This is a genomic window from Flavobacterium sp. DW-iso2 (genome assembly GCF_058725285.1).
Genome location: NZ_JBZXDY010000015.1, coordinates 715 through 25,749, shown reverse-complemented (window position 1 = coordinate 25,749; position 25,035 = coordinate 715). Strand labels below are relative to the sequence as shown.

At 34.0% G+C, this 25,035-nt stretch carries 20 protein-coding genes and 2 tRNA genes; 15 read left to right on the top strand and 7 right to left on the bottom strand.

What is annotated here, in order from left to right:
* Positions 1-12 precede the first annotated feature (12 nt).
* Positions 13-540 carry a hypothetical protein gene (locus AC4PRO_RS11340; RefSeq protein ID WP_492117420.1) on the bottom strand — a complete coding sequence of 176 codons (528 nt, stop codon included), beginning with the start codon at positions 538-540 and terminating at the stop codon, positions 13-15.
* A 235-nt stretch (positions 541-775) separates the two neighbouring features.
* Here AC4PRO_RS11340 and guaA point away from each other — a divergent pair, with 235 nt between their 5' ends.
* From guaA to yidC, 6 genes are all read left to right on the top strand, one after another.
* Positions 776-2,305 carry a glutamine-hydrolyzing GMP synthase gene (guaA, locus tag AC4PRO_RS11335; protein WP_074722955.1) on the top strand — a complete coding sequence of 510 codons (1,530 nt, stop codon included), beginning with the start codon at positions 776-778 and terminating at the stop codon, positions 2,303-2,305.
* Positions 2,306-2,433: 128 nt separating this feature from the next.
* Positions 2,434-4,401, top strand: coding sequence for an amino acid ABC transporter substrate-binding protein (locus tag AC4PRO_RS11330; protein ID WP_492117458.1), 1,968 nt, complete (start codon positions 2,434-2,436; stop codon positions 4,399-4,401).
* A gap of 87 nt (positions 4,402-4,488) precedes the next feature.
* Positions 4,489-4,890, top strand: a complete 402-nt coding sequence (locus AC4PRO_RS11325) for an OsmC family protein (protein WP_074722954.1) — start codon at positions 4,489-4,491, stop codon at positions 4,888-4,890.
* An 82-nt stretch (positions 4,891-4,972) separates the two neighbouring features.
* Positions 4,973-5,206, top strand: a complete 234-nt coding sequence (locus tag AC4PRO_RS11320; RefSeq protein ID WP_492117457.1) for a DUF3820 family protein — start codon at positions 4,973-4,975, stop codon at positions 5,204-5,206.
* A gap of 153 nt (positions 5,207-5,359) precedes the next feature.
* Positions 5,360-6,973 carry a CTP synthase gene (gene pyrG / locus AC4PRO_RS11315; RefSeq protein ID WP_492117419.1) on the top strand — a complete coding sequence of 538 codons (1,614 nt, stop codon included), beginning with the start codon at positions 5,360-5,362 and terminating at the stop codon, positions 6,971-6,973.
* Positions 6,974-7,058: 85 nt separating this feature from the next.
* On the top strand, positions 7,059-8,963 hold the full coding sequence (gene yidC, locus AC4PRO_RS11310; RefSeq protein WP_492117418.1) for a membrane protein insertase YidC: 1,905 nt from the start codon (positions 7,059-7,061) through the stop codon (positions 8,961-8,963).
* A gap of 67 nt (positions 8,964-9,030) precedes the next feature.
* Here the strand turns inward: yidC and AC4PRO_RS11305 are convergent, their stop codons facing one another.
* Complete coding sequence (locus tag AC4PRO_RS11305) at positions 9,031-9,996, bottom strand: fasciclin domain-containing protein (protein ID WP_492117417.1); 966 nt, start codon at positions 9,994-9,996, stop codon at positions 9,031-9,033.
* 492 nt (positions 9,997-10,488) lie between these two features.
* On the opposite strand from AC4PRO_RS11305, the gene AC4PRO_RS11300 reads away from it, so the two are divergent.
* The 6 genes from AC4PRO_RS11300 to AC4PRO_RS11275 all read left to right on the top strand — a co-directional run bounded on the left by AC4PRO_RS11300 (position 10,489) and on the right by AC4PRO_RS11275 (position 17,488).
* On the top strand, positions 10,489-11,199 hold the full coding sequence (locus tag AC4PRO_RS11300) for a toxin-antitoxin system YwqK family antitoxin (RefSeq protein WP_492117416.1): 711 nt from the start codon (positions 10,489-10,491) through the stop codon (positions 11,197-11,199).
* A gap of 75 nt (positions 11,200-11,274) precedes the next feature.
* The gene (gene mnmA, locus AC4PRO_RS11295) at positions 11,275-12,462 is read left to right on the top strand and encodes a tRNA 2-thiouridine(34) synthase MnmA (protein WP_492117415.1); all 1,188 of its coding nucleotides are present in this window, start codon (positions 11,275-11,277) and stop codon (positions 12,460-12,462) included.
* A gap of 114 nt (positions 12,463-12,576) precedes the next feature.
* On the top strand, positions 12,577-14,184 hold the full coding sequence (locus AC4PRO_RS11290) for a S8 family serine peptidase (protein WP_492117414.1): 1,608 nt from the start codon (positions 12,577-12,579) through the stop codon (positions 14,182-14,184).
* 15 nt (positions 14,185-14,199) lie between these two features.
* On the top strand, positions 14,200-15,144 hold the full coding sequence (locus AC4PRO_RS11285) for an NAD(P)H-dependent flavin oxidoreductase (RefSeq protein WP_074722946.1): 945 nt from the start codon (positions 14,200-14,202) through the stop codon (positions 15,142-15,144).
* An 11-nt stretch (positions 15,145-15,155) separates the two neighbouring features.
* Entirely contained in the window at positions 15,156-15,566 is a 411-nt protein-coding gene (locus AC4PRO_RS11280) for a hypothetical protein (RefSeq protein WP_492117413.1), read from the top strand.
* Between the two features lie 920 nt (positions 15,567-16,486).
* Complete coding sequence (locus AC4PRO_RS11275) at positions 16,487-17,488, top strand: outer membrane beta-barrel protein (protein WP_492117412.1); 1,002 nt, start codon at positions 16,487-16,489, stop codon at positions 17,486-17,488.
* Between the two features lie 164 nt (positions 17,489-17,652).
* On the opposite strand, the gene AC4PRO_RS11270 is transcribed toward AC4PRO_RS11275, so the two are convergent.
* The 5 genes from AC4PRO_RS11270 to AC4PRO_RS11250 all read right to left on the bottom strand — a co-directional run bounded on the left by AC4PRO_RS11270 (position 17,653) and on the right by AC4PRO_RS11250 (position 23,181).
* Positions 17,653-18,555, bottom strand: coding sequence for an N-acetylmuramoyl-L-alanine amidase (locus AC4PRO_RS11270; RefSeq protein WP_492117411.1), 903 nt, complete (start codon positions 18,553-18,555; stop codon positions 17,653-17,655).
* Positions 18,556-18,596: 41 nt separating this feature from the next.
* Positions 18,597-19,064 (bottom strand): hypothetical protein, encoded by a 468-nt coding sequence (locus tag AC4PRO_RS11265; protein ID WP_492117410.1) that lies wholly within the window; start codon positions 19,062-19,064, stop codon positions 18,597-18,599.
* Between the two features lie 54 nt (positions 19,065-19,118).
* On the bottom strand, positions 19,119-20,432 hold the full coding sequence (gene rimO, locus AC4PRO_RS11260) for a 30S ribosomal protein S12 methylthiotransferase RimO (protein ID WP_074722942.1): 1,314 nt from the start codon (positions 20,430-20,432) through the stop codon (positions 19,119-19,121).
* 211 nt (positions 20,433-20,643) lie between these two features.
* Complete coding sequence (locus tag AC4PRO_RS11255; protein WP_492117409.1) at positions 20,644-22,146, bottom strand: OmpP1/FadL family transporter; 1,503 nt, start codon at positions 22,144-22,146, stop codon at positions 20,644-20,646.
* Positions 22,147-22,197: 51 nt separating this feature from the next.
* Positions 22,198-23,181 (bottom strand): hypothetical protein, encoded by a 984-nt coding sequence (locus AC4PRO_RS11250; RefSeq protein WP_492117408.1) that lies wholly within the window; start codon positions 23,179-23,181, stop codon positions 22,198-22,200.
* Positions 23,182-23,282: 101 nt separating this feature from the next.
* Here AC4PRO_RS11250 and proS point away from each other — a divergent pair, with 101 nt between their 5' ends.
* From proS to AC4PRO_RS11235, 3 genes are all read left to right on the top strand, one after another.
* Positions 23,283-24,761 carry a proline--tRNA ligase gene (gene proS / locus AC4PRO_RS11245; protein ID WP_492117407.1) on the top strand — a complete coding sequence of 493 codons (1,479 nt, stop codon included), beginning with the start codon at positions 23,283-23,285 and terminating at the stop codon, positions 24,759-24,761.
* Between the two features lie 77 nt (positions 24,762-24,838).
* Positions 24,839-24,910 (top strand) — tRNA-Glu (locus AC4PRO_RS11240).
* A 46-nt stretch (positions 24,911-24,956) separates the two neighbouring features.
* A tRNA-Glu gene (locus AC4PRO_RS11235) sits at positions 24,957-25,028 on the top strand.
* Positions 25,029-25,035: the final 7 nt, after the last annotated feature.

Sequence of the window (25,035 nt, the reverse complement as noted above, 5' to 3'; positions counted from 1 at the left end):
GTCTTCTTCGAACTAAAAAGGATCCGCGGTTACACTGAACTTCATATCTGCTTTTACTGTAATATCTGTAGTCAATGTTTCTTTGATGACTGCTTCTGCTCGCAATTTGTAACTTGAAGCCTTGATATATTTGTCTAGTTTTTGCGAAGTTGGTGTAAGTAATATTGTATTTGTTGTAGCGCTAATATTATCTAAATATGCTAACTCTATTTCATCATTAGCATCTGTTGAAATATAGATGTGGATTGATTTTAAAAAGCTAAAAGTTTTATCGTTTGGATCTGTTATACTTAGTTTTAATTCTTTTAATTTAACATCTTTTACTAGATTAGCTTTAGTATTGTTGTTTTCAAATTCTTTACTTGAGTTAGTAGGAACGTCAGGTGTTGCTATACCACTTACAATATTAAGCGGAAAATTACTGGCAATTGTGAACTCAGTTTGATTTGAAACGGTAAAAGTCAATAACTTGTCAACTACACTGCATGAAAATACAAATAGGGCCAAAAGGGTGATAACGATAAATGATTTTATTTTCATCTTTTATAAATTTAGAAGTTTATTTTAAAATGTAGTTTTACTTTTTAATTGCAAAGATACTACTTTAAAAGCATACTAATTTTGGATCAAAATAGGAATAGCCTGTTTTAAGATTATAGGTCAAAAGTTATTTTTTTTGGACATAAAAAATGTGATAGAATAGTAGTCGAAAAAATAAATAGATATTTTTCAAAATTCAATTTTTCAATTCCGAATATAAAAAGTATTTTTGCGCATGCAACACAACGTACTTATTTTAGATTTCGGATCGCAATATACTCAGCTTATTGCGCGTAGAGTTCGCGAATTAAATATATTCTGCGAAATTTTCCCATACAATCATTTTCCGAGTGATTTATCAAGTTATAAAGCCGTAATTCTTGGAGGAAGCCCTTTTTCTGTTAGAGGAGAAGATGCGCCACATCCAGATTTATCTCAAATTAGAGGTAAATTACCTATGCTTGCCGTATGTTACGGAGCGCAATACTTAGCTCACTTTAGCGGTGGGGAAGTAGCGGCTTCAAATACGAGAGAATATGGTAGAGCTAATTTATCTTATATTAAAGAGAATGAAGTTTTCTTTGAAGGTGTTTCAGAGAATAGCCAAGTTTGGATGAGTCATAGCGATAGTATTAAAGCTTTGCCTAAAAACGGTGTGAAGTTGGCAAGTACACATGATGTGGAATTTGCTGCTTACAAAATTGAAGGTGAAACTACCTATGCTATTCAATACCATCCAGAAGTTTTTCATTCAACCGATGGTTCAAAGATGTTAGAGAACTTTTTAGTAAAAATCGCTGAAGTTCCTCAAAATTTCACTCCAAATGCTTTTGTAGAAGAGATGGTGGCGGAATTGAAAGAGAAAGTTGGAAATGACAAAGTGGTTTTAGGACTTTCTGGTGGAGTAGATTCTACTGTGGCAGCGGTCTTATTGCATCAAGCTATTGGCGAAAACCTATATTGTGTTTTTGTGAATAATGGTTTACTTCGTAAAAACGAGTACCAAAGTGTATTGGATCAATACAAAGGAATGGGATTAAACGTTAAAGGAGTAGATGCTGGAGATCGTTTCTTGTCAGAATTGGCAGGAGTAAGTGATCCGGAAACCAAACGTAAAATTATCGGTCGAGTATTTATAGAAGTTTTTGATGATGAATCTCATTTAATTGAAGACGTAAAATGGTTAGCACAAGGAACCATATATCCTGATGTAATTGAGTCGGTTTCTGTCAAAGGACCTTCAGCTACAATTAAATCGCATCATAATGTAGGTGGTTTGCCTGATTATATGAAATTAAAAATTGTAGAACCGCTTCGTATGCTTTTTAAAGATGAAGTACGCAGAGTTGGGGCTTCATTAGGAATTGATCCTGAGTTATTAGGAAGACATCCTTTTCCTGGACCTGGATTATCAATTCGTATTTTGGGAGATATTACTCCTGAGAAAGTACAAATTTTACAAGATGTAGATAAAGTCTTTATTGATGGATTGAAATCTTGGGGGCTGTATGACAAAGTATGGCAAGCTGGAGCGATCCTTCTTCCTGTAAATAGTGTAGGGGTAATGGGAGACGAGCGTACTTATGAAAAAGTAGTTGCGCTTCGAGCTGTTGAGTCTACAGATGGTATGACGGCTGACTGGGTACATTTACCTTATGATTTCCTAATGAAAGTATCGAATGATATTATCAATAAAGTTAAAGGAGTGAATAGAGTGGTATATGACATTAGTTCAAAACCGCCTGCAACAATTGAATGGGAATAAGTCACATTGATATTTTACATTAAAAATTTTAATTTTTAATAGTCTTTATATAAACGGTACCAATTTTTTCATTAAAATTTGGTACCGTTTTTGTTATCTTTGAACAAATAATTTATACACCTAATATGATGAAGTATTTTTTTGCAATCTACATAACTGTTTTCTTATTTACCGCAAATGTTTTTTCACAAGGAAAAGCGATAACGCATAAAGTGGAGAAAGGAGAAACAATCTATCAAATAGCACAAAAATATAAAGTTACACCATTTGATATTTACCAATTAAACCCTGATGCACAAAGTGGTCTTAAACCAAACAGTGTCTTGCTGATTCCAAATAAATCAGGTAAGCAGATTTTAAGTGTACCGACTAAAACAAATGTGCAATCCCAATCTCATGATGTAATCGCAAAAGAGACATTGTATGGAATCGAAAAGAAATATGGGATTTCTGACGAAGATTTGAAAAGAGCGAACCCATTTCTTGAAAATGAGGGGCTGCAAATTGGGCAAACACTTACTATTCCTTCAAAAAATACCCCAAATAATACTGTTGTAGATCATGATAAATTTATTTATCATGATGTGTTGGCAAAGGAAACAAAATATTCTATAGCTAAAAAATATGGTATTTCTATTCAGGAATTGGAGAAACGCAATCCTGAAGTGGTTGATAATTTACCTATTGGATATCGTTTGATAATTAAGGGAATGGCTCCAAAAGCAGAAAAAGTTACAGAAAATGTTCTAGAAAAAGTAACTGTGAAAGCAGAGCCGAAAGGCGAAAAGGAGAAACAAGACTTGAAAAAAGCTTTAACGATTGTCGAGTATATTTCATATGAGGTAAAACCAAAAGAAACATTATACAGCTTGTCAAAAATGTTTGAGATGACTCAAGAAGAGCTTATTGCCCTAAATCCAGAACTCATTGAAGGAGTTGAAATTGGTATGGTTTTAAAAGTGCCATCAAAAGTGCCTGTTTCAATCGAGGATAAAAAAGAATATAAGTTATTATCAGAAAAAGTCATTTATAGTAATCGTAAAAGAATGGTTTTACTTTTGCCTTTTAATATGGCAAATATAGAAAGTGATACTATAAATTCTACTTTTACACGTTTGAAAAAAGATAAGTTTTTAAATATGACTTTAGATTTTTATGCAGGTGCTTTAATTGCTATAGATTCAGCTAAAACTCTGGGTTATCCTATTGATGTTGATATTTATGACTCTCGTGAAACTAAAAACAGTTCTGAAGTTGTCTCAATAATTCAGAATAGAAATCTTGTGAATGCTAATGCTATTATTGGCCCGTTTTATCAAAGTAATGCAGAAACAGCAGCGCAGTTATTGAGTGTTAATAATGTACCTGTTATTTCTCCACTTTCAAAAGATGTTGGAAATCCGTATGGCAACTTATACCAAACGATACCTACAAATGAAGTAATTAAGGGTGCTATGTTTGATTATATGCGATCAAAGAATGGTAATATTATTGCTGTGGTAGACAAGAAAAAAGAATCTATTGTACAATACATAAAACAATATCAAAAAGAAGTTCCCTTTGTTGCCTTTAAAGATAATGGAAGTTTATCAGCGGAAAGTCTTAAAAGTATGTTGGTCAAGGATAAATTGAATTATGTAGTAATGGAAACAGGGAATACCTGGATGATAAAAACTACTATAGCCGCTATGTTGAGTTCTATGCCAGCTTATCAGGTGCAGTTGGTGATTTTAGAGCCTAATGAAACATTAGATACAGATGAAATTAAATATTTAAATCTTACAAAATTAAAACTAATGTATCCGTCGGTAACTAGTGACTATGTGTCTCCTGAAGCGGCAATTTTTGAAAAGAAATATAGAAAAGTAAATAATATTTTCCCAAGTGATTATGCTACTCGTGGTTTTGATTTGACTTTTGATACCATGATTCGATTAGTTCAAAATAAAAGTTTTGAAGATACTGTAAATTCAGCAGCGACAAAACGAGGCGAGAATAAGTTTGAATACTATAAAAAAGAGGATGGCGGGTACACAAATAAAGGTGTTTTTATTTTGTATTATGATACAGATATGACGATAAAAGAAGCAAACTAATTACATTAGCATAACGGAAATGTTATGCAGCACGAATAGAAGTCAAATGCGAATTACATGTGACCAAAATAACAAATAATAACACAAATGACATCAAAAGTAACCTACTTAGGAGACCTAAGAACATCGTCAATACATGTTCAATCAGGAAGTGAAATTGTTTCAGATGCTCCTTTGGATAACAACGGAAAAGGAGAAGCATTTTCGCCTACCGATACCGTTGCAAATGCTTTAGCAAGTTGTATGATGACTGTTATGGGGATAAAAGCCCGCGTTATGAATGTGGATTTTACTGGAGCGACAGCTTTAGTAACAAAAATCATGAACGCGGAGCCAAGGCGAATTGGGGCAATAGAGATTGTTTTTGATATGAACATAAGTGCAGATCAAAAAATTCAAACCATTCTAGAAAAAACTGCGATGACTTGTCCTGTTTTTTTAAGTTTAAATACTGAAATCGAAAAACGAATCATTTTTAATTGGAAATAATTAAATAGATTAGAGGTTAGGCGTTAGAGTTTTTAATTTTCTAACTGCCACTTCTAACTTCAAATCTCCCACGACTATGTTTATGGATAAAAATCAACAACAACTTATAAAATTAGCCCATACGAAAATGCCTTTTGGAAAGTATGAAGGGAAGTTTTTAATTGATTTACCTGAGTACTACGTAGTATGGTATAACAACAAAGGGTTTCCGAAAGGAGAATTAGGCGAGCAATTAAAACTTATATATGAGTTAAAGCTTAATGGACTAGAAGAATTAATAAGAAATATTAAAAAAAGGTATTCAAAACCTCACTAATTTAAGAAATTAGTGAGGTTTATTGTTTAAAATGGGTTTTGTTAAGCAATTGTCATTTTTCCAAATTATCTCATTTTCAAATTAGCATATTCTCAATTTATAATCGTATTTTTGCCAAGTTTTTGACACAACTACAAAACAAACAACAACAGCATGAATCAAACGAAATATATTTTTGTTACTGGCGGTGTGACTTCTTCTTTAGGGAAAGGTATAATCGCAGCATCTTTGGCAAAATTGTTACAAGCACGAGGGTATCGGACGACTATCCAAAAGTTCGACCCCTATTTAAATGTTGATCCGGGTACTTTAAACCCATATGAACATGGAGAATGTTATGTGACGGATGATGGCGCTGAAACTGATTTAGATTTAGGACATTACGAACGTTTCTTGAATGTTCCTACTTCTCAAGCAAATAATGTTACTACAGGAAGAATTTATCTTTCAGTTATTGAAAAAGAAAGAAGAGGAGAATTCCTTGGAAAAACGGTGCAAGTAGTTCCTCATATTACCAATGAAATAAAAGACAGAATGCAAATCCTTGGTAATTCAGGTGATTTTGATATTGTTATAACCGAAATTGGAGGAACAGTTGGGGATATTGAATCCTTACCTTATATAGAATCAGTTCGTCAACTGGTTTGGGATTTAGGAGAGCATAATGCAATTGTTATTCACTTAACTTTAGTGCCTTATTTAGCCGCTGCAGGAGAGTTGAAAACAAAACCTACACAGCATTCAGTGAAAACTTTAATGGAGAGCGGAATAAAAGCGGACATCTTAGTTTGTAGAACGGAGCATGAAATTTCTGATGAAATTCGCAATAAATTAGCCTTGTTTTGTAATGTTAAAAGAGAAGCAGTTATTCAATCTATTGATGCAGCTACGATTTATGAAGTACCTAATTTGATGTTAGAAGAAGGTCTTGATGTTGTTGCTTTAAAGAAATTAGACTTACCTAAAAAAGCAGCTCCAGATTTAAAAAATTGGAACACCTTTTTACGCAGAATAAAAAATCCAAAGCATACTATAAACATCGGCTTGATTGGTAAATATGTAGAAATGCAGGATTGTTACAAATCAATTTTAGAATCATTTATTCATGCAGGAGCTTCAAATGAGACTAAAGTAAATATAATTTCAATTCATTCTGAGTATATTGATGCCTCAAATATTGAAGATAAATTAAAAGATCTTGATGGTATACTAGTGGCCCCAGGTTTTGGAGAAAGAGGGATTGAAGGAAAGATAGAAGCGGTTCGTTATGCACGTGAAAATAAAGTTCCGTTTTTCGGAATTTGTTTGGGAATGCAAATGGCAGTTATCGAATACTCAAGAAATGTTTTAGGTTATGCTGATGCCAATTCGACAGAAATGAATGAGGATACTAAACATCCAGTCGTTAATTTAATGGAAGAGCAAAAGAATGTAACTGATAAGGGAGGGACAATGCGTCTTGGAGCTTGGAAATGTGACATCAAGACGGACTCATTAGCGTATAAAATTTACGGAGAATCGACAATTTCTGAACGTCACCGTCATCGTTATGAATATAACAGTGCTTATGTTGATGTGTTGGAAAAGGCTGGTTTGAAAGCATCTGGAATGAATCCAGATACAGGATTGGTTGAGATCGTGGAATTAGAAAATCATCCTTTTTTCATAGGTGTACAATACCATCCGGAATATAAAAGTACCGTTGCAAACCCACATCCTATTTTTGTGAATTTTGTAGCCGCTGCTGTAAAAGCAAAAAAGAAATAATTTTAGTATTTCAACACGATAGTAGAATCTAACCTTTGTTTATTGGGAAACGATAAGCAATAAAACATAAATAATTTTTATAATAATGGAACAAAAGAAATTTGACCCGAATTCGATAATTGGTTTTGTATTGATTTTTGGAATATTACTTTGGATAATGTATCAAAATCAACCAGATCCTAAAGTAATTGCTGCTGAGAAAGCGCAAAAGGAATTGGTGGTTAAAGAGGCTAAAGCGAAAGAGTTAAATGATAAAGTGGTTGCCGAAGCTACAGTTGCTGTCGCTTCTACCGGCGATTCTACTCAATTAGCACAATTAGAAAAAAAGCTTGGAAATTTTGCTTATTCTGCTGCTTTACCATCAGCTAAAGGAGGTTTTACTACTATTGAGAATAAATTAGTTTCGCTTAAAATTGCTAATAAGGGGGGGTATATTGTAGAGGCTACTTTAAAAAACTTTGAAAGATTTAAAAAAGGATCTGGAGAATTAGTAAAATTAGTAAAAGATAATAACGCAAGTTTAAACATTCAGTTGCTTACTAGTGATAATCGTACCTTAAATACAAAAGATTTGTTTTTTGAACCGACATTGACAAAAAACGGTGAAGATCAAGTTTTATCGATGCGTTTAAAAGCGGGCGCTACTGAATATTTAGAGTATAAATATGTACTTAAAGCGGATGATTATATGTTAGACTTTGATATTCAGTCGCAAGGATTGAGTAAAGTCTTGAATACTTCAAAACCTTTAAACCTGGAATGGGACTTAAAAACGTACACAAATGAAAAGAGTATTAGCTATGAAAATCGCTATTCTGAACTTTATTACGAACATGAAGATGGGAAAAGTAATTATTTAGGATTAGGTAATGACGAGACAGAAACGGTTAGTGATGTATCTTATATTGCTTATAAGCAACACTTTTTCACTTCTATTTTAGTTTCAGATGTGCCTTTGTCTAAAGCGGAATTATTTTCAAATAATTTAGTTAATGACGATAAAATTGATACGGTTTTTACAAAACAATTCAAGGCAGTTATTCCTTTAGTGTTCAAAAACGGAGAGATTGATCAAAAAATGAATTGGTACTACGGGCCAACTGATTATACTTTGTTGAAATCATATGATAAAAACTTAGAAGATATTGTTGCTTTGGGTTGGGGGATTTTTGGATGGATCAACCGTCATGCCTTTATACCAATGTATGGTTTCTTAAGTTTGTTTATTCAACACGGTTGGGCTATTATATTGTTTACAGTGCTAGTTAAATTAGCGATGTCACCTATCACATATAAATCATTTTTGTCACAGGCAAAAATGAAAGTATTGAGACCTGAAATTAATGAACTTGGGGAAAAATTCAAAAAAGACCCAATGAAAAAGCAGCAGGAAACAATGAAGCTTTACAATAAAGCGGGTGTGAATCCAATGGCTGGTTGTATACCGGGACTGATGCAAGCCCCGATATTTTATGCTTTATTTCAATTCTTTCCTTCGGCAATAAGTTTAAGACAAAAAGGATTCCTTTGGGCAGACGATTTATCTTCTTTTGACTCTATTTATGAGTTACCGTTTCACATTCCGGCATACGGTAGTCATATTAGTTTGTTTCCCATTCTTGCCTCTATAGCTATTTTCTTTTATATGAAAATGACAACTGGAGATCAACAAATGGCTGCTCCTACACAGGAAGGTATGCCTGACATGGCAAAAATGATGAAAATCATGATTTATGTTTCGCCATTAATGATGTTGTTTTTCTTTAATAGTTATGCTTCTGGGTTGAGTTTGTATTATTTTGTTTCGAATACAATTACAATAGGAATCATGCTTGTAATTAAGAATTATATTATTGATAGTGATAAGATTCATGCTCAAATTCAAGAGAACAAGAAAAAAGAGCCTAAGAAACAAGGTAAGTTCCAACGTAAACTTCAAGAAGTTATGGAGCAAGCTGAGGCTCAAAAAGCAAAAGATCAAAAGAAATAGTAATTTCTATTTCATAATAAAAGCTCCCAATTTTGGGAGCTTTTTTGTTTTATAATTATTTTGGTTTTTATAAAGTAGGTAATAAAACTTTGTTTAGTACATGAATAACTCCATTAGAACATTGTACATCAGTCGCTACAATAGTTGATATTCTGTTATTTGCATCTTTTATTGTAGCTCCTCCTGTCAGTTGAATTGTAAAAGTTTGCGGTGTTTGTAATGTAGAAACAATTTGACCTTCGGTTAAACTAGCCGCAAGAATGTTTCCTGATACAACATGGTATTGTAATACTTTTGTCAAATTAGCTGCAGAAACACTTGCTATTCCTCCAGGAGCTAACTCCGTATTTAGAGATGTAAAAGCATTGTTAGTAGGAGCGAATACTGTAAATGGTCCTACTTCAGACAAAATGGTTACGAAATCCGGTTGTCCTGCTCCCGTCAAAGCACCAACTAAGGAGGTGAAATTAGGATTGGCTGTAGCGTGAGTTACAATTGTAGGTAAATCGATTACTTTATCAACGATATGTATAACACCATTAGAAGCGATAATATCAGCAGTTGTAACGGTGGCAACACCGTTTAGTTTTACGTTACCAGAGGCAGTATTAACAAACATGCTTAAGTTGTTTGTAGTAGAGGCAGTTCCTTTGGCCAAAGTTTTGATATAAGTGGTTGTTAAATCTGTTGATTTTACCGCGCCGCTAACAACGTGATTCAGTAAAACTTGTGTTAGCGCAGCTTTTGGAACATCATTTATACTTGCGTATCCGCCTGCGGTAAGAAATGCTGTAAATGCTGCGTTAGTTGGAGCGAATACTGTAAATGGTCCGCTTCCTTGTAAGGTCGTTGCTAGTTCCGCTTTTGTTAATGCTTGAACTAGAATACTGAAATCAGCTGTTTTTGAAGCGATTCCTGTTATCGTGTTGTCTACGGGAGGAGTCTCATTATTGTTATCATCACTACAAGAAGTTGCAAAGATAGAGAGACAGACAATCAAAGTAAAAATTTTAGTTTTAAATAGATTTTTCATAATATTTATATTTAAATGTTTGAGCTAAAGTAATTATAGTTTTTTGTATTTTGTTTAATTTTTATATAAAAAATAGTAAACAAAATTAAAATTTATGTTTTTTTTTAAAACTGTTTATCTTTATAATTTTCTCCTTTATAAATAACTATAGCACTAATAATCAAGTTTATATGATTTTTTTTTAAAAAATTAGTTTTTTACCTGATTTTATAATGTTAAACAAAAACCAATGCTGTTTTAGTAAGGTTCTTTCGATATTAGGTGTTTTTTTCTTTAGCTTCATTTAGGTTTCATTCGAAAATAGGACTCCACGTTATCGCAATTCGTCGTAAAGAAATATAGTTTGGTGTTTTATTTAATTTATTCGGATGTTATTTTGAATTTGTCAAAGGCATTCATAAATTGTTGGATAATAAAATAAAATATAAAAACGTTTAGATATAAAAGGAGTAATTTTGTTTTTATAATAATAGCCTTAAACCATACAATACAATGAAAGAGTATAAATTTTATTTTCTTCTATTTTTAATATTCTCGAGTCATATTACCGTCGCTCAACTAGATTATAATAAGGTCGATGAAAAAGGTAAAAAAAATGGAGTTTGGAAGGGGTTTTACGTAGATTCTAAAAGACCAAAATACGAAGGCACTTTCGAACATGGTAAAGAAGTAGGAGTATTTAGTTTTTATGACGACACTAAAGCAAAATCAATAATAGCTACCAGAGAATTTAATGGTAGAGATAATTCAGCGTATACGGTGTTTTATGATCAGGCAAAAAATAAGGTAAGTGAAGGTAAGGTGTTCAATAAGTTGTTTGAAGGGGAATGGAAATACTATCATCAGGCTTCGAAAACGGTTATGACTGTCGAAAATTATAAGAGGGGTAAGCTAGAAGGTTTGCGATCTGTATATTACCCTAGCGGCAAAATTGCTGAAGAAATAAATTATAGAAGCAATGCAAAAGACGGTAGCTACAAGAGTTTCTCAGAGAATGGAATTGTACTTGAAGAATCGGTTTATAAAAATAATGAATATAATGGATTAGCCATTTTTAAAGACACTCAAGGTAATGTAGTCTCAAAAGGGAAATTCATCAACGGGAAGAAAGCGGGGATTTGGCAATTTTATACAAATGGAGAACTTGTCAAAGAAATGAACATGAGCACTCCTGGTAATGCAGCGAAATCCAAGGGGAATTAAGTTTATTGTAGAACAGTTGTTGTAATAAAAACATTGTAACTTTGCAGTCTTGTAAAAATTAATAAAGAGTATAAAATGAAGCGAGTTGTAGTAGGACTTTCTGGAGGTGTGGATTCAAGTGTTGCTGCGTATTTGCTACAGCAACAAGGATATGAAGTGATAGGTCTTTTTATGAAAAATTGGCATGATGATTCGGTTACCATTTCAAACGATTGCCCATGGTTAGAAGACAGTAATGATGCATTGTTAGTTGCTGAAAAATTAGGAATTCCTTTTCAAACAGTCGATTTAAGTGAAGAATATAAGGAGAAAATTGTGGATTACATGTTCAATGAATATGAGAAGGGAAGAACTCCAAACCCTGATGTACTTTGTAATCGCGAAATAAAATTTGACGTTTTCATGAAAATTGCTTTAAGCTTGGGAGCGGATTATGTTGCTACAGGTCATTATTGTAGAAAAAGTGAAATTGAAGTCAATGGTGAAACGGTATATCAATTACGTGCCGGTGCTGATAATAATAAAGATCAATCGTATTTTCTATGTCAATTGTCACAAGAACAATTATCGAAATCGTTATTTCCTATAGGTGAGTTAACCAAACCTGAAGTGCGTGAAATTGCTGCTGAAATGGAATTGGTAACTGCCGAAAAGAAAGATTCTCAAGGGTTGTGTTTTATAGGTAAAGTTCGTTTGCCGGAATTTTTGCAGCAAAAATTGCAGCCAAAAGAAGGTTCGATTATACAAATTGATAAAGATGATTCTATATATGCCATTGAAGTGCAAGAAGGATTATCTGCCGAACAAGCATTAGCATTGGCTTCGAATAAAAAAGTATACACTCCAGAAATGGGGAAAGTAGTAGGGAAGCATCAAGGGGCTCATTATTTCACCATTGGTCAACGAAAAGGACTAAATGTGGGAGGGAATAAAGACCCTTTGTTTATTATTGCTACTAATGTAGAGACTAATACAATTTACACCGGTTTGAGTAGTCAGCATCCAGGATTGTTTAGAAAAGGCTTGTTTATAGAAAAATCTGAAGTACACTGGATTCGCACGGATATGACTTTGGATAATGGCGAAGAAATGGAAGTTATGGCAAGAATACGCTACAGACAGCCATTGCAAGCAGCTACTTTACATCAATTTGAAAACGGAATGTATGTTTCTTTTCGGGAACCACAATCAGCTATTACAGAAGGACAGTTTGTTGCCTGGTATATAGAAGATGAATTAGTTGGTTCGGGAGTTATTTCTTAGATTAGTGCTTTATTTCTAAAATAAATGGCAATATGCCTTTTCACTTGATTCATTCATTTTGTTTTATGAGTTTATTATTGGATAGTACTGTTTTGTCTAATGCAAAAGTTGACTATGAAAAAGTTTTTTCTATTCTTATTATTATCCCTTAGTACAGTAGCTTTTTCTCAGGAAGAGGCATGGGTTTATTTCAATGCTAAATCTAAGCAGCAATCCTATTTTGAATCCCCTTTACTGATGCTATCTCAAAGAGCTTTGGATAGAAGAATAACTCAAAATATAGCAATCGATTTTAAAGATGTTCCTGTTGATGCCACTTACATAAGTCAGGTTAAATCAGTATCGGGGATTTCTGTTATGGCAAAATCAAAATGGATGAATGCGCTTCATGTGCGAGGTTCTCAAGCCTTAATTAATTCGTTAAAAGGATTCGCTTTTGTGGATAAAGTAGATTTTGCTAACAAAACATTAAATCAAGTAGGGAAAACAGCGAAACTATTTAAGCAAAAAGACCAACGTAAGACCAGAAAGACAAAAATAGATTATGCTTACGGTTCATCTGATAATCAAATTAAGATGCTTAACGGCGACGTATTGCATAAACAAAATTATACTGGTGATGGAAAGGTAGTCGCAATACTAGATGCAGGATTTTTAGGAGTAAATACAACGCAGCCTTTTCAGAGATTGAGAGATAATAATAAAATTCTAGGAGGTTATAATTTTGTATCGAGAGACTCAGATGTGTATACTTCAGACTCTCACGGAACATCAGTCCTTTCAACTATGGGAGGTTATACGGAAAATAAATTGGTAGGAACTGCTCCAGATGCTTCTTACTACTTATTTATTACAGAGGATGTTAGAAGCGAGAACCCAGTTGAGGAATCACTTTGGGTTGAGGCGGCTGAAAAAGCAGATAGTTTAGGGGTGGATATTATAAGTACGTCTTTGGGGTACTTCGAATACGACAATGCCGCGTATAGCCATAGCTATAGTGAGATGAATGGAACTACAGCTTTTATATCTAGAGGAGCTGAAATTGCTTTTAGTAGAGGAATGATTGTTGTTGCTTCTGCCGGTAATGAAGGCAATACTTCTAATGCTCATATCGGAACTCCAGCCGATGCAGTATCTGTTCTTGCAATTGGGGCTGTTAATTCAGAAGAAACAAGAGCTTCTTTTAGCTCGATTGGGCCATCTTACGACGGAAGGATAAAACCAGATATAATGGCGCAAGGAGTATCCGCAGTTTTATCTAATCAATATGGTGATATCGTAACTGCAAATGGAACTTCGTTTTCCGGGCCCATAATGGCAGGGATGGTCGCTTCCTTTTGGCAGGCATTCCCCACGAAAACAAATAGAGAAATCATAGCATTAATTATTCAATCTGCAGATAGGTATACGGTACCGACAGCTCAATATGGTTATGGCATTCCTGATTTTAGTTTGGCTTTAACTCTTTCTGAAAAAAATCCTGCTAAGAATTATTTTGTTGCTTATCCAAATCCAACGTCTGATTTTATTTCGGTTGAATTTCCAGAAAGTTTTAATAAAGGAATGGTTGTTTTTTATACTGTTTTAGGACAGAAAGTTTTAGAACATCAAGTGAATAATAAAGTGGATACTTTTTCATTGAAGTCATTAAGCAACGGAATTTATATTTATAAAATTGAATCAGAGACTTTTTCGAAAATCGAAAAAATAATAAAACAATAATATACAAGCTAGTAAATGAATACAATTACAAAACTTTTTAATATAAAATATCCGATTATTCAAGCAGGAATGATATGGGTAAGTGGACATAAACTCGCCAGTGCGGTAAGTAATGCGGGAGGATTAGGATTGATAGGAGCGGGGTCTATGTATCCGGAAGTATTACGTGAACACATTCAGAAATGTAAAAAAGAAACATCCAAGCCTTTTGGAGTGAATGTTCCGATGTTGTATCCCAACATTGAAGAAATCATGAAAATTATTGTCGAAGAAGGAGTTAAAATTGTTTTTACCTCGGCAGGAAATCCAAAAACATGGACTCCGTATTTAAAAGAAAATGGTATCACGGTAGTGCATGTAGTTAGTAGTACTTTATTTGCCTTAAAAGCACAAAACGCTGGTGTTGACGCTATAGTTGCCGAAGGTTTTGAGGCGGGAGGTCATAATGGAAGGGATGAAACTACTACTTTTACGCTAATTCCGATGGTAAAAGAGCAAATAAAAATTCCTGTTATTGCAGCAGGAGGTATTGCAAACGGGCGCGGTATGCTTGCAGCAATGGTATTGGGAGCAGATGGTGTTCAGGTGGGTAGTAGGTTTGCGGCATCGATAGAATCATCGGCACATGACAATTTTAAGAAAACGATAATAGAAACGAAAGAAGGGGGTACCCAGCTTACGTTAAAGGAATTGGCGCCAGTCCGATTAATAAAAAACAAATTCTTTCAGGATTTGCAAAATTTATATGAGAAATGTCCAACAAAGGATGAATTAGTGACATTGTTAGGTAGAGCAAGGGCAAAACGAGGGATGTTTGAAGGGGATCTAGTTGAAGGTGAGCTGGAAATTGGTCAAATTGCGGGCTTGATATATGAAATAAAGTCAGCAGAAGGAATCATTTTAGAAATGATGGAAGATTATAATGCGGCAAGAAAAGAAATAGTAGCTCTTGATTTTTAATTAGTGAAATAATGACGAAAATTAAATTGTATATAGTTTTATTATTCTTAGGAATAGGGTTACCACAGGTCTATTGTCAGAATTACAAATTCAAAACTTCAGGCGTTAGTGTTTTGGAAAAAAACGAAAAAGGGAAATGGGTAAAATGGTCTGACTTACAATTGGTAAATGTTGTCGTTTCATTAGATACCAATAAAAATAGAATCGTAATTTACTCGGAAATTATTCAATTATTTGAAATTATATCGTATCAGCCAATTGAGGAAAATGATACAGATGTTGTTTATTCCTTTACCTGTAAGGATAATAATGGAGATGATTGTACTCTTTCTATAATAACAAGGAAAAATCAGGATAATAGAAAGCAACTATATATTAATTACGGAAATCGGATTATTGTTTATAATATTTTTAATTTATAGAGTCAGAGAAATCGTAATTAAGCTACTGTATGTTTGAGGGTATTTTTAAATAAAGTAAAGCTACGACATGAATTTATATGATAAGCGATTGTTGAATAGGGTAAATTCTATTCTCAATCGCTTTTTTCGTGCGTACTATTTTTTTTGCAAATTAAAAAATGGGTTTGATGTTTTCTTCACAGCATTAACAGTTTTCCCATGTAAAATGGTTTTCGGAGTATCAAAAACCATAATTAAGCGCTTGGTTTGGAATAATTTCGATGAATCTCGCAATATAGAACTGAATTTACAACTCGCAATTTGAATTTTCTATACTGATCTAGTATCAGAAACTTATATAATTTATTTGTGGTTTTAGAAGTATCGAAAGTCTTTGAAATGTAATTCAATAGGATGGTTTCCACGGGTGTTTTATGTGTCGTGTTTTAATGATCAATGTGACAGTTTAACACTATAGTATATTTTATTTTTTCTTTCAATTTAGAGCTGAAGATGAAATTTAATAGCTGTGTGATTTTATTTTTCTGTATCTAAATTCGAATATTTTTAACGTCACTGATATTATAATATTATTTATTAAGGTGTAATTTAATAGGGGTTATGTACGGTTAAATGTTGTTTTTAATTATTTTAATACAGGTAAAATAGGGGGTGTCGTATTAATAAATATAAAATAGTGATGTTTTTTGTAAAAATGAGATTGTGAATTTAGTAGTTTTATATCGGCAAAATTAGATATTTCTTGTTTTTTCGAAGTGATTTTTTGTTATCTATAATTCTTTCAAAATCAAATCAAAAAGTCATAATTAATTTATTCAAGTATAATAAAAGTTAATAAATTCGTCCCAGAAGAGAGCCGATAAATGGCAATTTAAGTATAATGAATAACCAAAATAATAAATAACCAAAACAAAATGATGATGAAAAAAGTAATTGTAATTTTAGCTTTAGCGCTGACGGGGAACATAGCATTTGCACAGGATACTCCACTAGAAATTTCAGGTTCTGCAGACGTTTATTATAAATATGATTTTGCTAAGAAGGAAAATATAGGAACGAGTTTTGCAACTGATCAAAATTCAGTTTCTTTAGGGATGCTTGATATCGCTTTGAAAAAAACTACGGGTAAAGCATCTTTTGTGGGTGAAGTTTCTTTTGGTCCAAGAGGTCAATTTCAGTCTATACCTAATGGTGATGGAACTGATGGAAATACTTTTCACATTCAAAACTTATATGCAACTTATGCTGCAACTGAGAAATTAAGTTTCACAGCGGGTTATATGGGTACTTTTATTGGATATGAAGTAATATCACCATTGGCAAATTTTCATTATTCAACCTCGTATTTGTTTACTAATGGACCATTTCAAAATGCAGGAGTTAAAGCAAATTACGCAATTTCTGATAAAGTAGGTTTAATGGTGGGAGCTTTTAACGATTCTTGGAATTCTTATAAAGCAGACCCAATTAAAGGTTTAAACGCATTCGGAGCTCAATTATCTTTTGCCCCAACTGAAGGAATAAGTGCTTATCTTAACTTTATGGATGGTTCTGTTAGTGGCACTATAATTGACTTAACGGCTTCTTTCAAATTGGCTGATAAGTTCAAATTAGGTTTAAATGCTGCTGATTTCTCAAATGATGGTAAAGTCGGTTATACAGGTGTAGCTTTATATCCTGCAGTAGATGTAAGCGATAAATTTAGTTTAGGTTTACGGGGTGAGTATTTTAAATTCAAAGAAGGTTCTGGGGATGATTCAGTAACTGCGTTAACATTTTCAGCTAATTTAAAAGCGGGTGGCTTGACTTTTATTCCTGAGTTTAGATTAGATAGCGGTTCTGAAGAGATTTTTGAAAAATCTAGTGGAGATCCTACAAAATCTGCATCTCAATTTGCTTTAGCAATGGTCTACGGATTCTAAATTTATAATTTTTTTTTTGACTGCCAAGGTACTCTAATTAGTATGTTGGCAGTTTTTTTATTATAATAACTTAATTTTGATAAGGGACGATATAAACTCAGATATAAAAGAAACAGTTCTTTGAGCTGTCATAGAACTGTTTTAGGATGTATTTTAATTACTATTTACTGTTTGTTGTAAATCGAGTAAATGGTATTTATAGTATTTTCGTTTAAAATTGAATCAACTTCTGTTTGGACAAAATGTAACTTAAATGCTTTAATAGCGGCGGGAAGATTTTTAGTGTCGTATCCTATGATTCGAAGTGCTAGTTCTGGATTGAAATTAAGTGGAGCTGTTTCCAAGGTGTCACTCTTCCAAACACCAAATCCGTTTTCAGCTAATATATTCCATGGGAATAGTGCACTTGGATCATTTTTACGGGTAGGAGCGATGTCTGAATGACCTATGATATTTTGAGTTGGAATGTTATACTCTTTCTTTAATTTGCTTAAAAGAGACATTAAGCTGGTAATTTGAGCTTCAGAAAAAGCTTCGGTTCCATTATTATCAAGTTCAATTCCTATCGATGAGGAGTTGATATCTGTGTCTTTACCCCATGAACCTCTTCCGGCGTGCCATGCACGCAAATAATCATTCAACATTTGTACTACGCTACCATCATCTGCAATAATATAGTGTGCACTTACTTGAGTTCTGGTCACAGTAAACGTTTTTATCGTTTGTTGAATAGAGTCTTGTGCTGTGTGGTGAATGATAATGTAATTGGGTTTTCGTAAATTGAAATTTACGGTGCCTATCCATTCAGTATGGATGCCGTTGTCTAAAGCGGTAGATCCCATTTTGGAAATAGTGTCCTTAAAGGTATACAGTTGTTTTGTGTATACATTATCTATACTTATTATTGTTTTTGAAACGATGGGTAACGGCTCAGGCTCTTTATTTGAAATTGCTTCTTTAAAAGTCTTTAGTTTAGTGTCATATTCTTTTTCGCTTGCCTTGTAGGGATTCGTAGAACATGAAGCAATAACAACAGCAATGATTAGGGAGTAAAAATATTTTTGCATACTATAAAAGGGTAAAGGGGCTTTTTCGGTTGAAAAAATAATTATCTATTTCTTCTTGATTTTTTTTTAGTACTACTTTCTTCGTTCAATGCTTTGTATTTTATTTTTTGATCCTCATTTAAAAACTCATTAATTTTGCGGTCTGTAGTTTCTGAAAGGGCTTGAATTTCTTTTGTTTTTTGTTCTTGTCCAGTTTCGGCATTTAATAAAATACCTTGTGATCTGATGCTTTCTTTTAAAACATTTGATATGGCAATTTCTTGCAATGCATCCAGCGTAAGTTCTGGAGTTAATTTGACCATTATCTTGCCGACAGTTACCTCGACAGGAATTTCTTTGGGTTTTTCCTGACTTTGGCCTTGATTCATTTGGTTCATTCTTCCATTGCCGCCATATCCGTTGTTTCCATAACCACCACCACCATAGCTGTTGTTTCCATATTGTGCCGAAACAGTATCGATGGATAATAACATAAATGTCAAAACGAATAATATTTGAATTGTTTTCATAGTTATTTTAAAAAAAAGATTGTTAAATAGCGGCTGTTACGGAATAATTAAAATTTAAGCAGGTTCTCCGTATAAATCAAATTCAGTGGCTTCAATGATTTTTATCATTGCGAAGTCTCCTGTTTTTAAATAATGTTTTGAGGCGTCAATTAGTACTTCGTTATCTACATCGGGACTGTCAAATTCCGTTCTTCCTACAAAATGACTACCTTCCTTTCTGTCGATAATACATTTGAATGTTTTACCTAGTTTTAATTGGTTTAAATCCCATGAAATTTGAGATTGTAATTCCATTATTTCATTTGCACGGTCTTGTTTTACATCAGCTGGAACATCGTCTTCTAACAAATATGCGTGCGTGTTTTCTTCATGAGAATAAGCAAAACAACCCATTCTGTCAAATTTCATTTCCTGAACCCAGTCTTTTAAGATGTTAAAATCTTCTTGTGTTTCTCCTGGGTATCCTACGATTAGAGTCGTACGAATTGCCATTTCTGGAACTGCAGCACGGAAATCCTTTAATAATTTAGTTGTTTTCTCTTGCGTTGTTCCACGACGCATTGATTTCAATATAGAATCTGAAATATGTTGCAGAGGTATGTCAATATAATTACAAATCTTAGGCTCGCGCTTCATGATTTCCAAAACATCCATAGGGAAACCGGTCGGGAAGGCATAGTGCAAACGAATCCATTCGATTCCTTCTACTTTTACTAAGGCTTCCAGCAATTCGCCAAGATTACGTTTTTTATAAATATCAAGACCATAATAAGTTAAGTCCTGTGCAATTAAGATCAACTCTTTTACGCCATCTCTTGCTAATCCTTCGGCTTCTTTGACTAGTTTCTCAATAGTTTGCGATACGTGTTTTCCTCGCATAATTGGAATAGCACAAAAACTACATGGTCTGTCGCAACCTTCGGCAATCTTTAAATAGGCATAATTTTTTGGAGTAGTGGTTAACCGTTCTCCCAATAGCTCATGTTTATAATCAGCACCCAAAGCTTTCAATAATGCAGGCAATTCAGTCGTGCCAAAATATTGATCTACATTAGGTATTTCTTTTTCTAAATCAGGTCTGTAGCGTTCTGATAAACATCCGGTAACAAATACTTTATCTACTAATCCTCTTTCTTTTTTATCTGCATATTCTAAAATCATGTTTACTGATTCAGCCTTTGCATTGTCAATAAATCCGCAGGTATTAATAACAATAATGTTTCCTTCTTCGGCAACTGGAGCTTCATGTGCAACATCCTTTCCGTTTGCGCGTAGTTGACCCATCAGCACTTCGCTGTCGTATATGTTTTTAGAGCACCCTAGAGTGATCACGTTTATTTTATTCTTTTTTAATGACTTGGTTCTCATAGATTTGTAAATTGGAGTGCAAAATTACGGTTTTTTATTCAAACAGAACTTTGTTTGACTTTCTTTTAGTATATATTTATGGAGCTATTCCTGCTATACGCTATATCCACGCAAAAAAAATGCGTTGGATATCATTCTATTAGGGCTAAAAAAAAACCGTCTTGCTAAAAAAGGAACAAGACGGTTTAATATTCTTTTTTTGAGCGATCAATTACAGTTCAAATAGTAATGTTAATGCTACATTATTTGTGATGGTATTGATAGTGGGTCCATCAGTAAAACCTTGTGCAAAGAACCCTTGTTGTGAATCTCTTTTTGCGTAAGCGTAAGATAAATCAACTTTGGTCGAGCCAAAATTATAACCTAAACCTCCAGAGTATCCAGTTAAATCACCTACGGTTGTTTTATTCTTATAGGGACTTTGCTCAAAACGGTATCCGGCTCTTAAACTCAATTTTTCAATTTTATATTCAGCACCTATTCTTAACTCTCCCGTATTGTCCAGTGTGTTAATCATATAGTTGTTCAAACCATTGTAATACAAATCGCTTTCAGGTTTGAATTTCGTTTTACTGTAATCTTTTATAGCATAATCAATACTTATTAAACCTGTTGTTCCAAAAACATAGGCAAAACTTCCTGTAAGTTTGCTTGGTGTTTGTAACTTGTATGGGGCATAAACATTAGTGATTCTTGGATCTGAAACATCATTGATGTCATCTGCTGTTGAACTGCTGCTTACAGAAACCAGTTTCTGAGATAATTCATCGCTCAAGTGATACCATGTTGAAGATTCATATGCTAAACCTAAGCGAATTTCATTAGTAACTTTTGCAATTGCTCCCAGTTGAAAAGAAAATCCTGTTCCGTAAGTATATAAATCATTATCAAATCGCAATTTAGAGACAGTATAATCAGGAGTTAAAGGAGCGTTATTGTCTTCGTAAAAACTACTGTATTTTCTAAAATCAGTAAAATGCGAATTCAAGTTTATACCTATATATAGTTTATCTTTATAGGAGGTAGCGGCATTAAAAGAGAGTTTTCCGTTGTAGCCCTCAGTGGTAATTGAGTTCTCTTGGTAATAGTTTCCGCCTCCTGGTACATTTGAACTGTAGGCGGTGTTGTTTGGATCATTACTTAATGGATTAATAATATAAGCATTGTATGCTAGAAACGCTTGTTGTGCGCCATTATTTAAACTGCCATAGCTTGAATTTTCAAGAGTGCTTAACGGAACACCATTGGCGTAGTTTAAAAAATAACCGTCAACAGAATTGTTTGGGTTGGTACCTGCTGAGAAAATAGAATTATTAAAATTATTGGTGTTTTCATAATTTACGGACACTGAGAACTTTCTCCAGTCGCTACTTGGGTTTTGATTGTTGAAAACAAAAATGCCTCCAGCCTGATTTAAGTCAAAGGAATTACTATTATCAGTAGTTGTTGTTCCGAAATAATTGGAATTGTTTTTTATGTCGTTATTGCTTAAAGTGACGGTGACTTCGTTATTGATGAAAACTGCCGATCCCGCAGGATTAACATTTAAAGAAGACAGGTCACCTCCAAGAGCGCCAAATGCACCTCCCATTGCTCTAAAGCGAGCTGTTCCGTTTAGGTTATCTTGAGAGTAACGCAATGCGTCAGTAACCTCTTGTGATTTTACAGTACTAAATGTCAAACCTACGATTAATATAAATAAATATTTTTTCATTTTTTTTTACAAATAAAGTTTTTAATATAAAAGTCTAAAGATCATCGTGTTTTAACGCCCACCTCGTCTTGAACTTCCTCCAGATGATCTGCCGCTACTGGAACCTGAAGAGCTAGATCTGCTCGGAGAGTAGCTTTGGTTTCTGGAACTATTAGATGCAGGAGTGTATGTTCTAGTTGGAGCCGTATTTTCTCTTCTAGAACTATTTGTATTGGTTCTACTTCTGCTAGGAGTATTATAAGAGTTGTTCTGGTTTGTATTACTTCTATTAAAATTACCGTTTGTTCTGTTTGTATTTGTACTTCTTCTAAAATCAATGTTGTTAGAACTTCTATTGGTTCTGCTTCTGTCCTGAGAAAAAGTTCTTGAAGTTGGGTTGTAATTTCTGCTTGTGTTTGTAGAATTTGAATAGGAAGAACCTCTTCTGCTTGTATTGTTAGAGTAATTACGATTGGTGTAGTAATTATTATACCCCCAGTTGTTTCCGTACCAATTGTTCCAGCCATAGTTATTAAATCCATATCCGCCATTCCAACCCCAGTTGTTTCCGTACCAATTGTTCATGCCCCAGCCGAAACCACCATTCCATCCCCAGTTGTTTCCGTACCAATTGTTCATACCCCAGCCGAAACCACCATTCCATCCCCAATTGTTTCCATACCAATTGTTCATGCCCCAATTGTTATCATAAACATTGATACTTACACTTTGAGAGTTACTGCCCCAACCAGCATAATTGGTATTATCTTGCGTAGAGTAGTTTCCAGGGTTATAATCGCTGTAATTGTCTATATCTGTAAAAATCTCAGTATTTTGATCGTTGTTTTGCAAAGATCCAAAAAAATCTTTGTATTGATTGCTCTGGGTTCTTTGGGGTTCCATATTCACTGCTCGATTTGAAGTGTTATCGTAAATCCCATCTCTTTCGTAGTAAGAGCTGTTTTGATAAGAGCCACAAGAGACTGTCAAAAGACTCAAAATTCCAATAAGAGCGAAAAGGAAGGCTTTTTTGGATGAAAAAATAATAGTTTTCATATCTGTAAGGTTTTTTATTGTTGTGAAGTACAAAAATAGTTAGTTTTGCTAAACTATTTAGATAAATAAATTAATGCAAAATTTGTGCCAAACTATTCAATATGAGTAAGAACCTTACTACAAGATCAGAAGATTATTCAAAATGGTATAACGAACTGGTTGTAAAAGCTGATTTAGCTGAGAATTCGGGAGTTAGAGGCTGCATGGTGATTAAGCCATACGGGTATGCCATTTGGGAAAAAATGCAAGCAGAGTTGGATCGAATGTTTAAAGAAACAGGTCATGAAAATGCCTATTTCCCTTTATTTGTTCCTAAAAGCATGTTTGAGGCAGAAGAGAAGAATGCAGAAGGATTTGCAAAAGAGTGTGCGATCGTCACGCATTACAGGTTAAAGAACGATCCTGACAAACCAGGTAAGTTAATGGTAGATCCTAACGCTAAACTAGAAGAAGAGCTAATTGTTCGACCTACAAGTGAAGCGATTATTTGGTCTACTTACAAAGGATGGGTGCAATCGTATAGAGATTTACCTTTGTTAATCAATCAATGGGCTAATGTAGTTCGGTGGGAAATGAGAACTCGATTGTTCTTGAGAACTGCTGAGTTTTTGTGGCAAGAAGGGCATACGGCACATGCTACAAGAAGTGAGGCTGTTGAAGAATCAGAGAAAATGATGAACGTATATGCTGAGTTTGCCGAAAATTTCATGGCTATTCCAGTTATAAAAGGAATCAAAACGGAGACAGAGCGTTTTGCTGGAGCAGAAGAGACCTATTGTATTGAAGCATTAATGCAAGACGGAAAAGCATTACAAGCAGGTACTTCGCATTTCTTGGGGCAAAATTTTGCAAAAGCCTTTGATGTTAAGTTTGCAAATGCCGAAGGGAAACAAGAATATGTATGGGGAACTTCATGGGGAGTTTCAACACGATTGATGGGAGCTTTAGTAATGACACATTCTGATGATAAAGGATTGGTTTTGCCACCTAATTTAGCACCTATTCAGGTTGTAATTGTACCAATACATAAAACGGACGAGCAGTTAGCAGAAATCACTACTGAGGTCAATTTTTTAATGGCAGAGTTGAAAAAACTGCATGTTTCGGTGAAATACGATGATAGAACAACTCAAAAACCTGGATTTAAATTTGCAGAATGGGAATTGAAAGGGGTGCCTATTCGAATTGCAGTTGGACCAAAAGACTTAGAAAACGGAACTTTTGAAGTAGCTAGAAGAGATACTTTAACAAAGGAAGTACAATCTAAAGATGGAATTGCAACTTATATCAGCGATTTGTTGGAAGAAATTCAAGCAGATTTGTTTAATAAAGCATTAAATTATAGAGACACTCATATCACTGAAGTGAACAGTTTTGAAGAGTTTAAATCGGTTTTAGATGACAAAGGTGGTTTTGTATCAGCGCATTGGGATGGGACAGCAGCGACTGAAGAGAAAATCAAGGATCTGACTAAAGCTACTATCAGATGTATTCCTTTAGATGGCGTGTTAGCCTCGGGAAGCTGTATTCTCACTGGTAATCCTTCTGTTAGAAGGGTTCTGTTTGCTAAGGCGTATTAAAAAAAAATATTTTTTTTGCCTCTGCTATTGTACATCTAAAAAATAGTTGTATTTTTGCATCCGCAATACAGAAGCACGGTCCGTTCATCTATCGGTTAGGATCTCTGGTTTTCATCCAGGAAAGGGGGGTTCGATTCCCCCACGGACTACAATTTTTGTCTTGCTAAAAAGTATTCCTGAACTTTAAAAGGAAATGGTCCGTTCATCTATCGGTTAGGATCTCTGGTTTTCATCCAGGAAAGGGGGGTTCGATTCCCCCACGGACTACAATTTC

Bases quoted from the DNA above. Each gene is read 5' to 3' on its own strand.
- AC4PRO_RS11340 (WP_492117420.1), bottom strand. From the start codon at position 540: ATGAAAATAAAATCATTTATCGTTATCACCCTTTTGGCCCTATTTGTA.
- AC4PRO_RS11285 (WP_074722946.1), top strand. From the start codon at position 14,200: ATGAATACAATTACAAAACTTTTTAATATAAAATATCCGATTATTCAA.
- pyrG (WP_492117419.1), top strand. From the start codon at position 5,360: ATGAATCAAACGAAATATATTTTTGTTACTGGCGGTGTGACTTCTTCT.
- AC4PRO_RS11320 (WP_492117457.1), top strand. From the start codon at position 4,973: ATGGATAAAAATCAACAACAACTTATAAAATTAGCCCATACGAAAATG.
- AC4PRO_RS11325 (WP_074722954.1), top strand. From the start codon at position 4,489: ATGACATCAAAAGTAACCTACTTAGGAGACCTAAGAACATCGTCAATA.
- AC4PRO_RS11265 (WP_492117410.1), bottom strand. From the start codon at position 19,064: ATGAAAACAATTCAAATATTATTCGTTTTGACATTTATGTTATTATCC.
- guaA (WP_074722955.1), top strand. From the start codon at position 776: ATGCAACACAACGTACTTATTTTAGATTTCGGATCGCAATATACTCAG.
- AC4PRO_RS11280 (WP_492117413.1), top strand. From the start codon at position 15,156: ATGACGAAAATTAAATTGTATATAGTTTTATTATTCTTAGGAATAGGG.
- proS (WP_492117407.1), top strand. From the start codon at position 23,283: ATGAGTAAGAACCTTACTACAAGATCAGAAGATTATTCAAAATGGTAT.
- AC4PRO_RS11330 (WP_492117458.1), top strand. From the start codon at position 2,434: ATGAAGTATTTTTTTGCAATCTACATAACTGTTTTCTTATTTACCGCA.
- AC4PRO_RS11255 (WP_492117409.1), bottom strand. From the start codon at position 22,146: ATGAAAAAATATTTATTTATATTAATCGTAGGTTTGACATTTAGTACT.
- AC4PRO_RS11290 (WP_492117414.1), top strand. From the start codon at position 12,577: ATGAAAAAGTTTTTTCTATTCTTATTATTATCCCTTAGTACAGTAGCT.
- AC4PRO_RS11305 (WP_492117417.1), bottom strand. From the start codon at position 9,996: ATGAAAAATCTATTTAAAACTAAAATTTTTACTTTGATTGTCTGTCTC.
- yidC (WP_492117418.1), top strand. From the start codon at position 7,059: ATGGAACAAAAGAAATTTGACCCGAATTCGATAATTGGTTTTGTATTG.
- rimO (WP_074722942.1), bottom strand. From the start codon at position 20,432: ATGAGAACCAAGTCATTAAAAAAGAATAAAATAAACGTGATCACTCTA.
- AC4PRO_RS11250 (WP_492117408.1), bottom strand. From the start codon at position 23,181: ATGAAAACTATTATTTTTTCATCCAAAAAAGCCTTCCTTTTCGCTCTT.
- mnmA (WP_492117415.1), top strand. From the start codon at position 11,275: ATGAAGCGAGTTGTAGTAGGACTTTCTGGAGGTGTGGATTCAAGTGTT.
- AC4PRO_RS11270 (WP_492117411.1), bottom strand. From the start codon at position 18,555: ATGCAAAAATATTTTTACTCCCTAATCATTGCTGTTGTTATTGCTTCA.
- AC4PRO_RS11300 (WP_492117416.1), top strand. From the start codon at position 10,489: ATGAAAGAGTATAAATTTTATTTTCTTCTATTTTTAATATTCTCGAGT.
- AC4PRO_RS11275 (WP_492117412.1), top strand. From the start codon at position 16,487: ATGAAAAAAGTAATTGTAATTTTAGCTTTAGCGCTGACGGGGAACATA.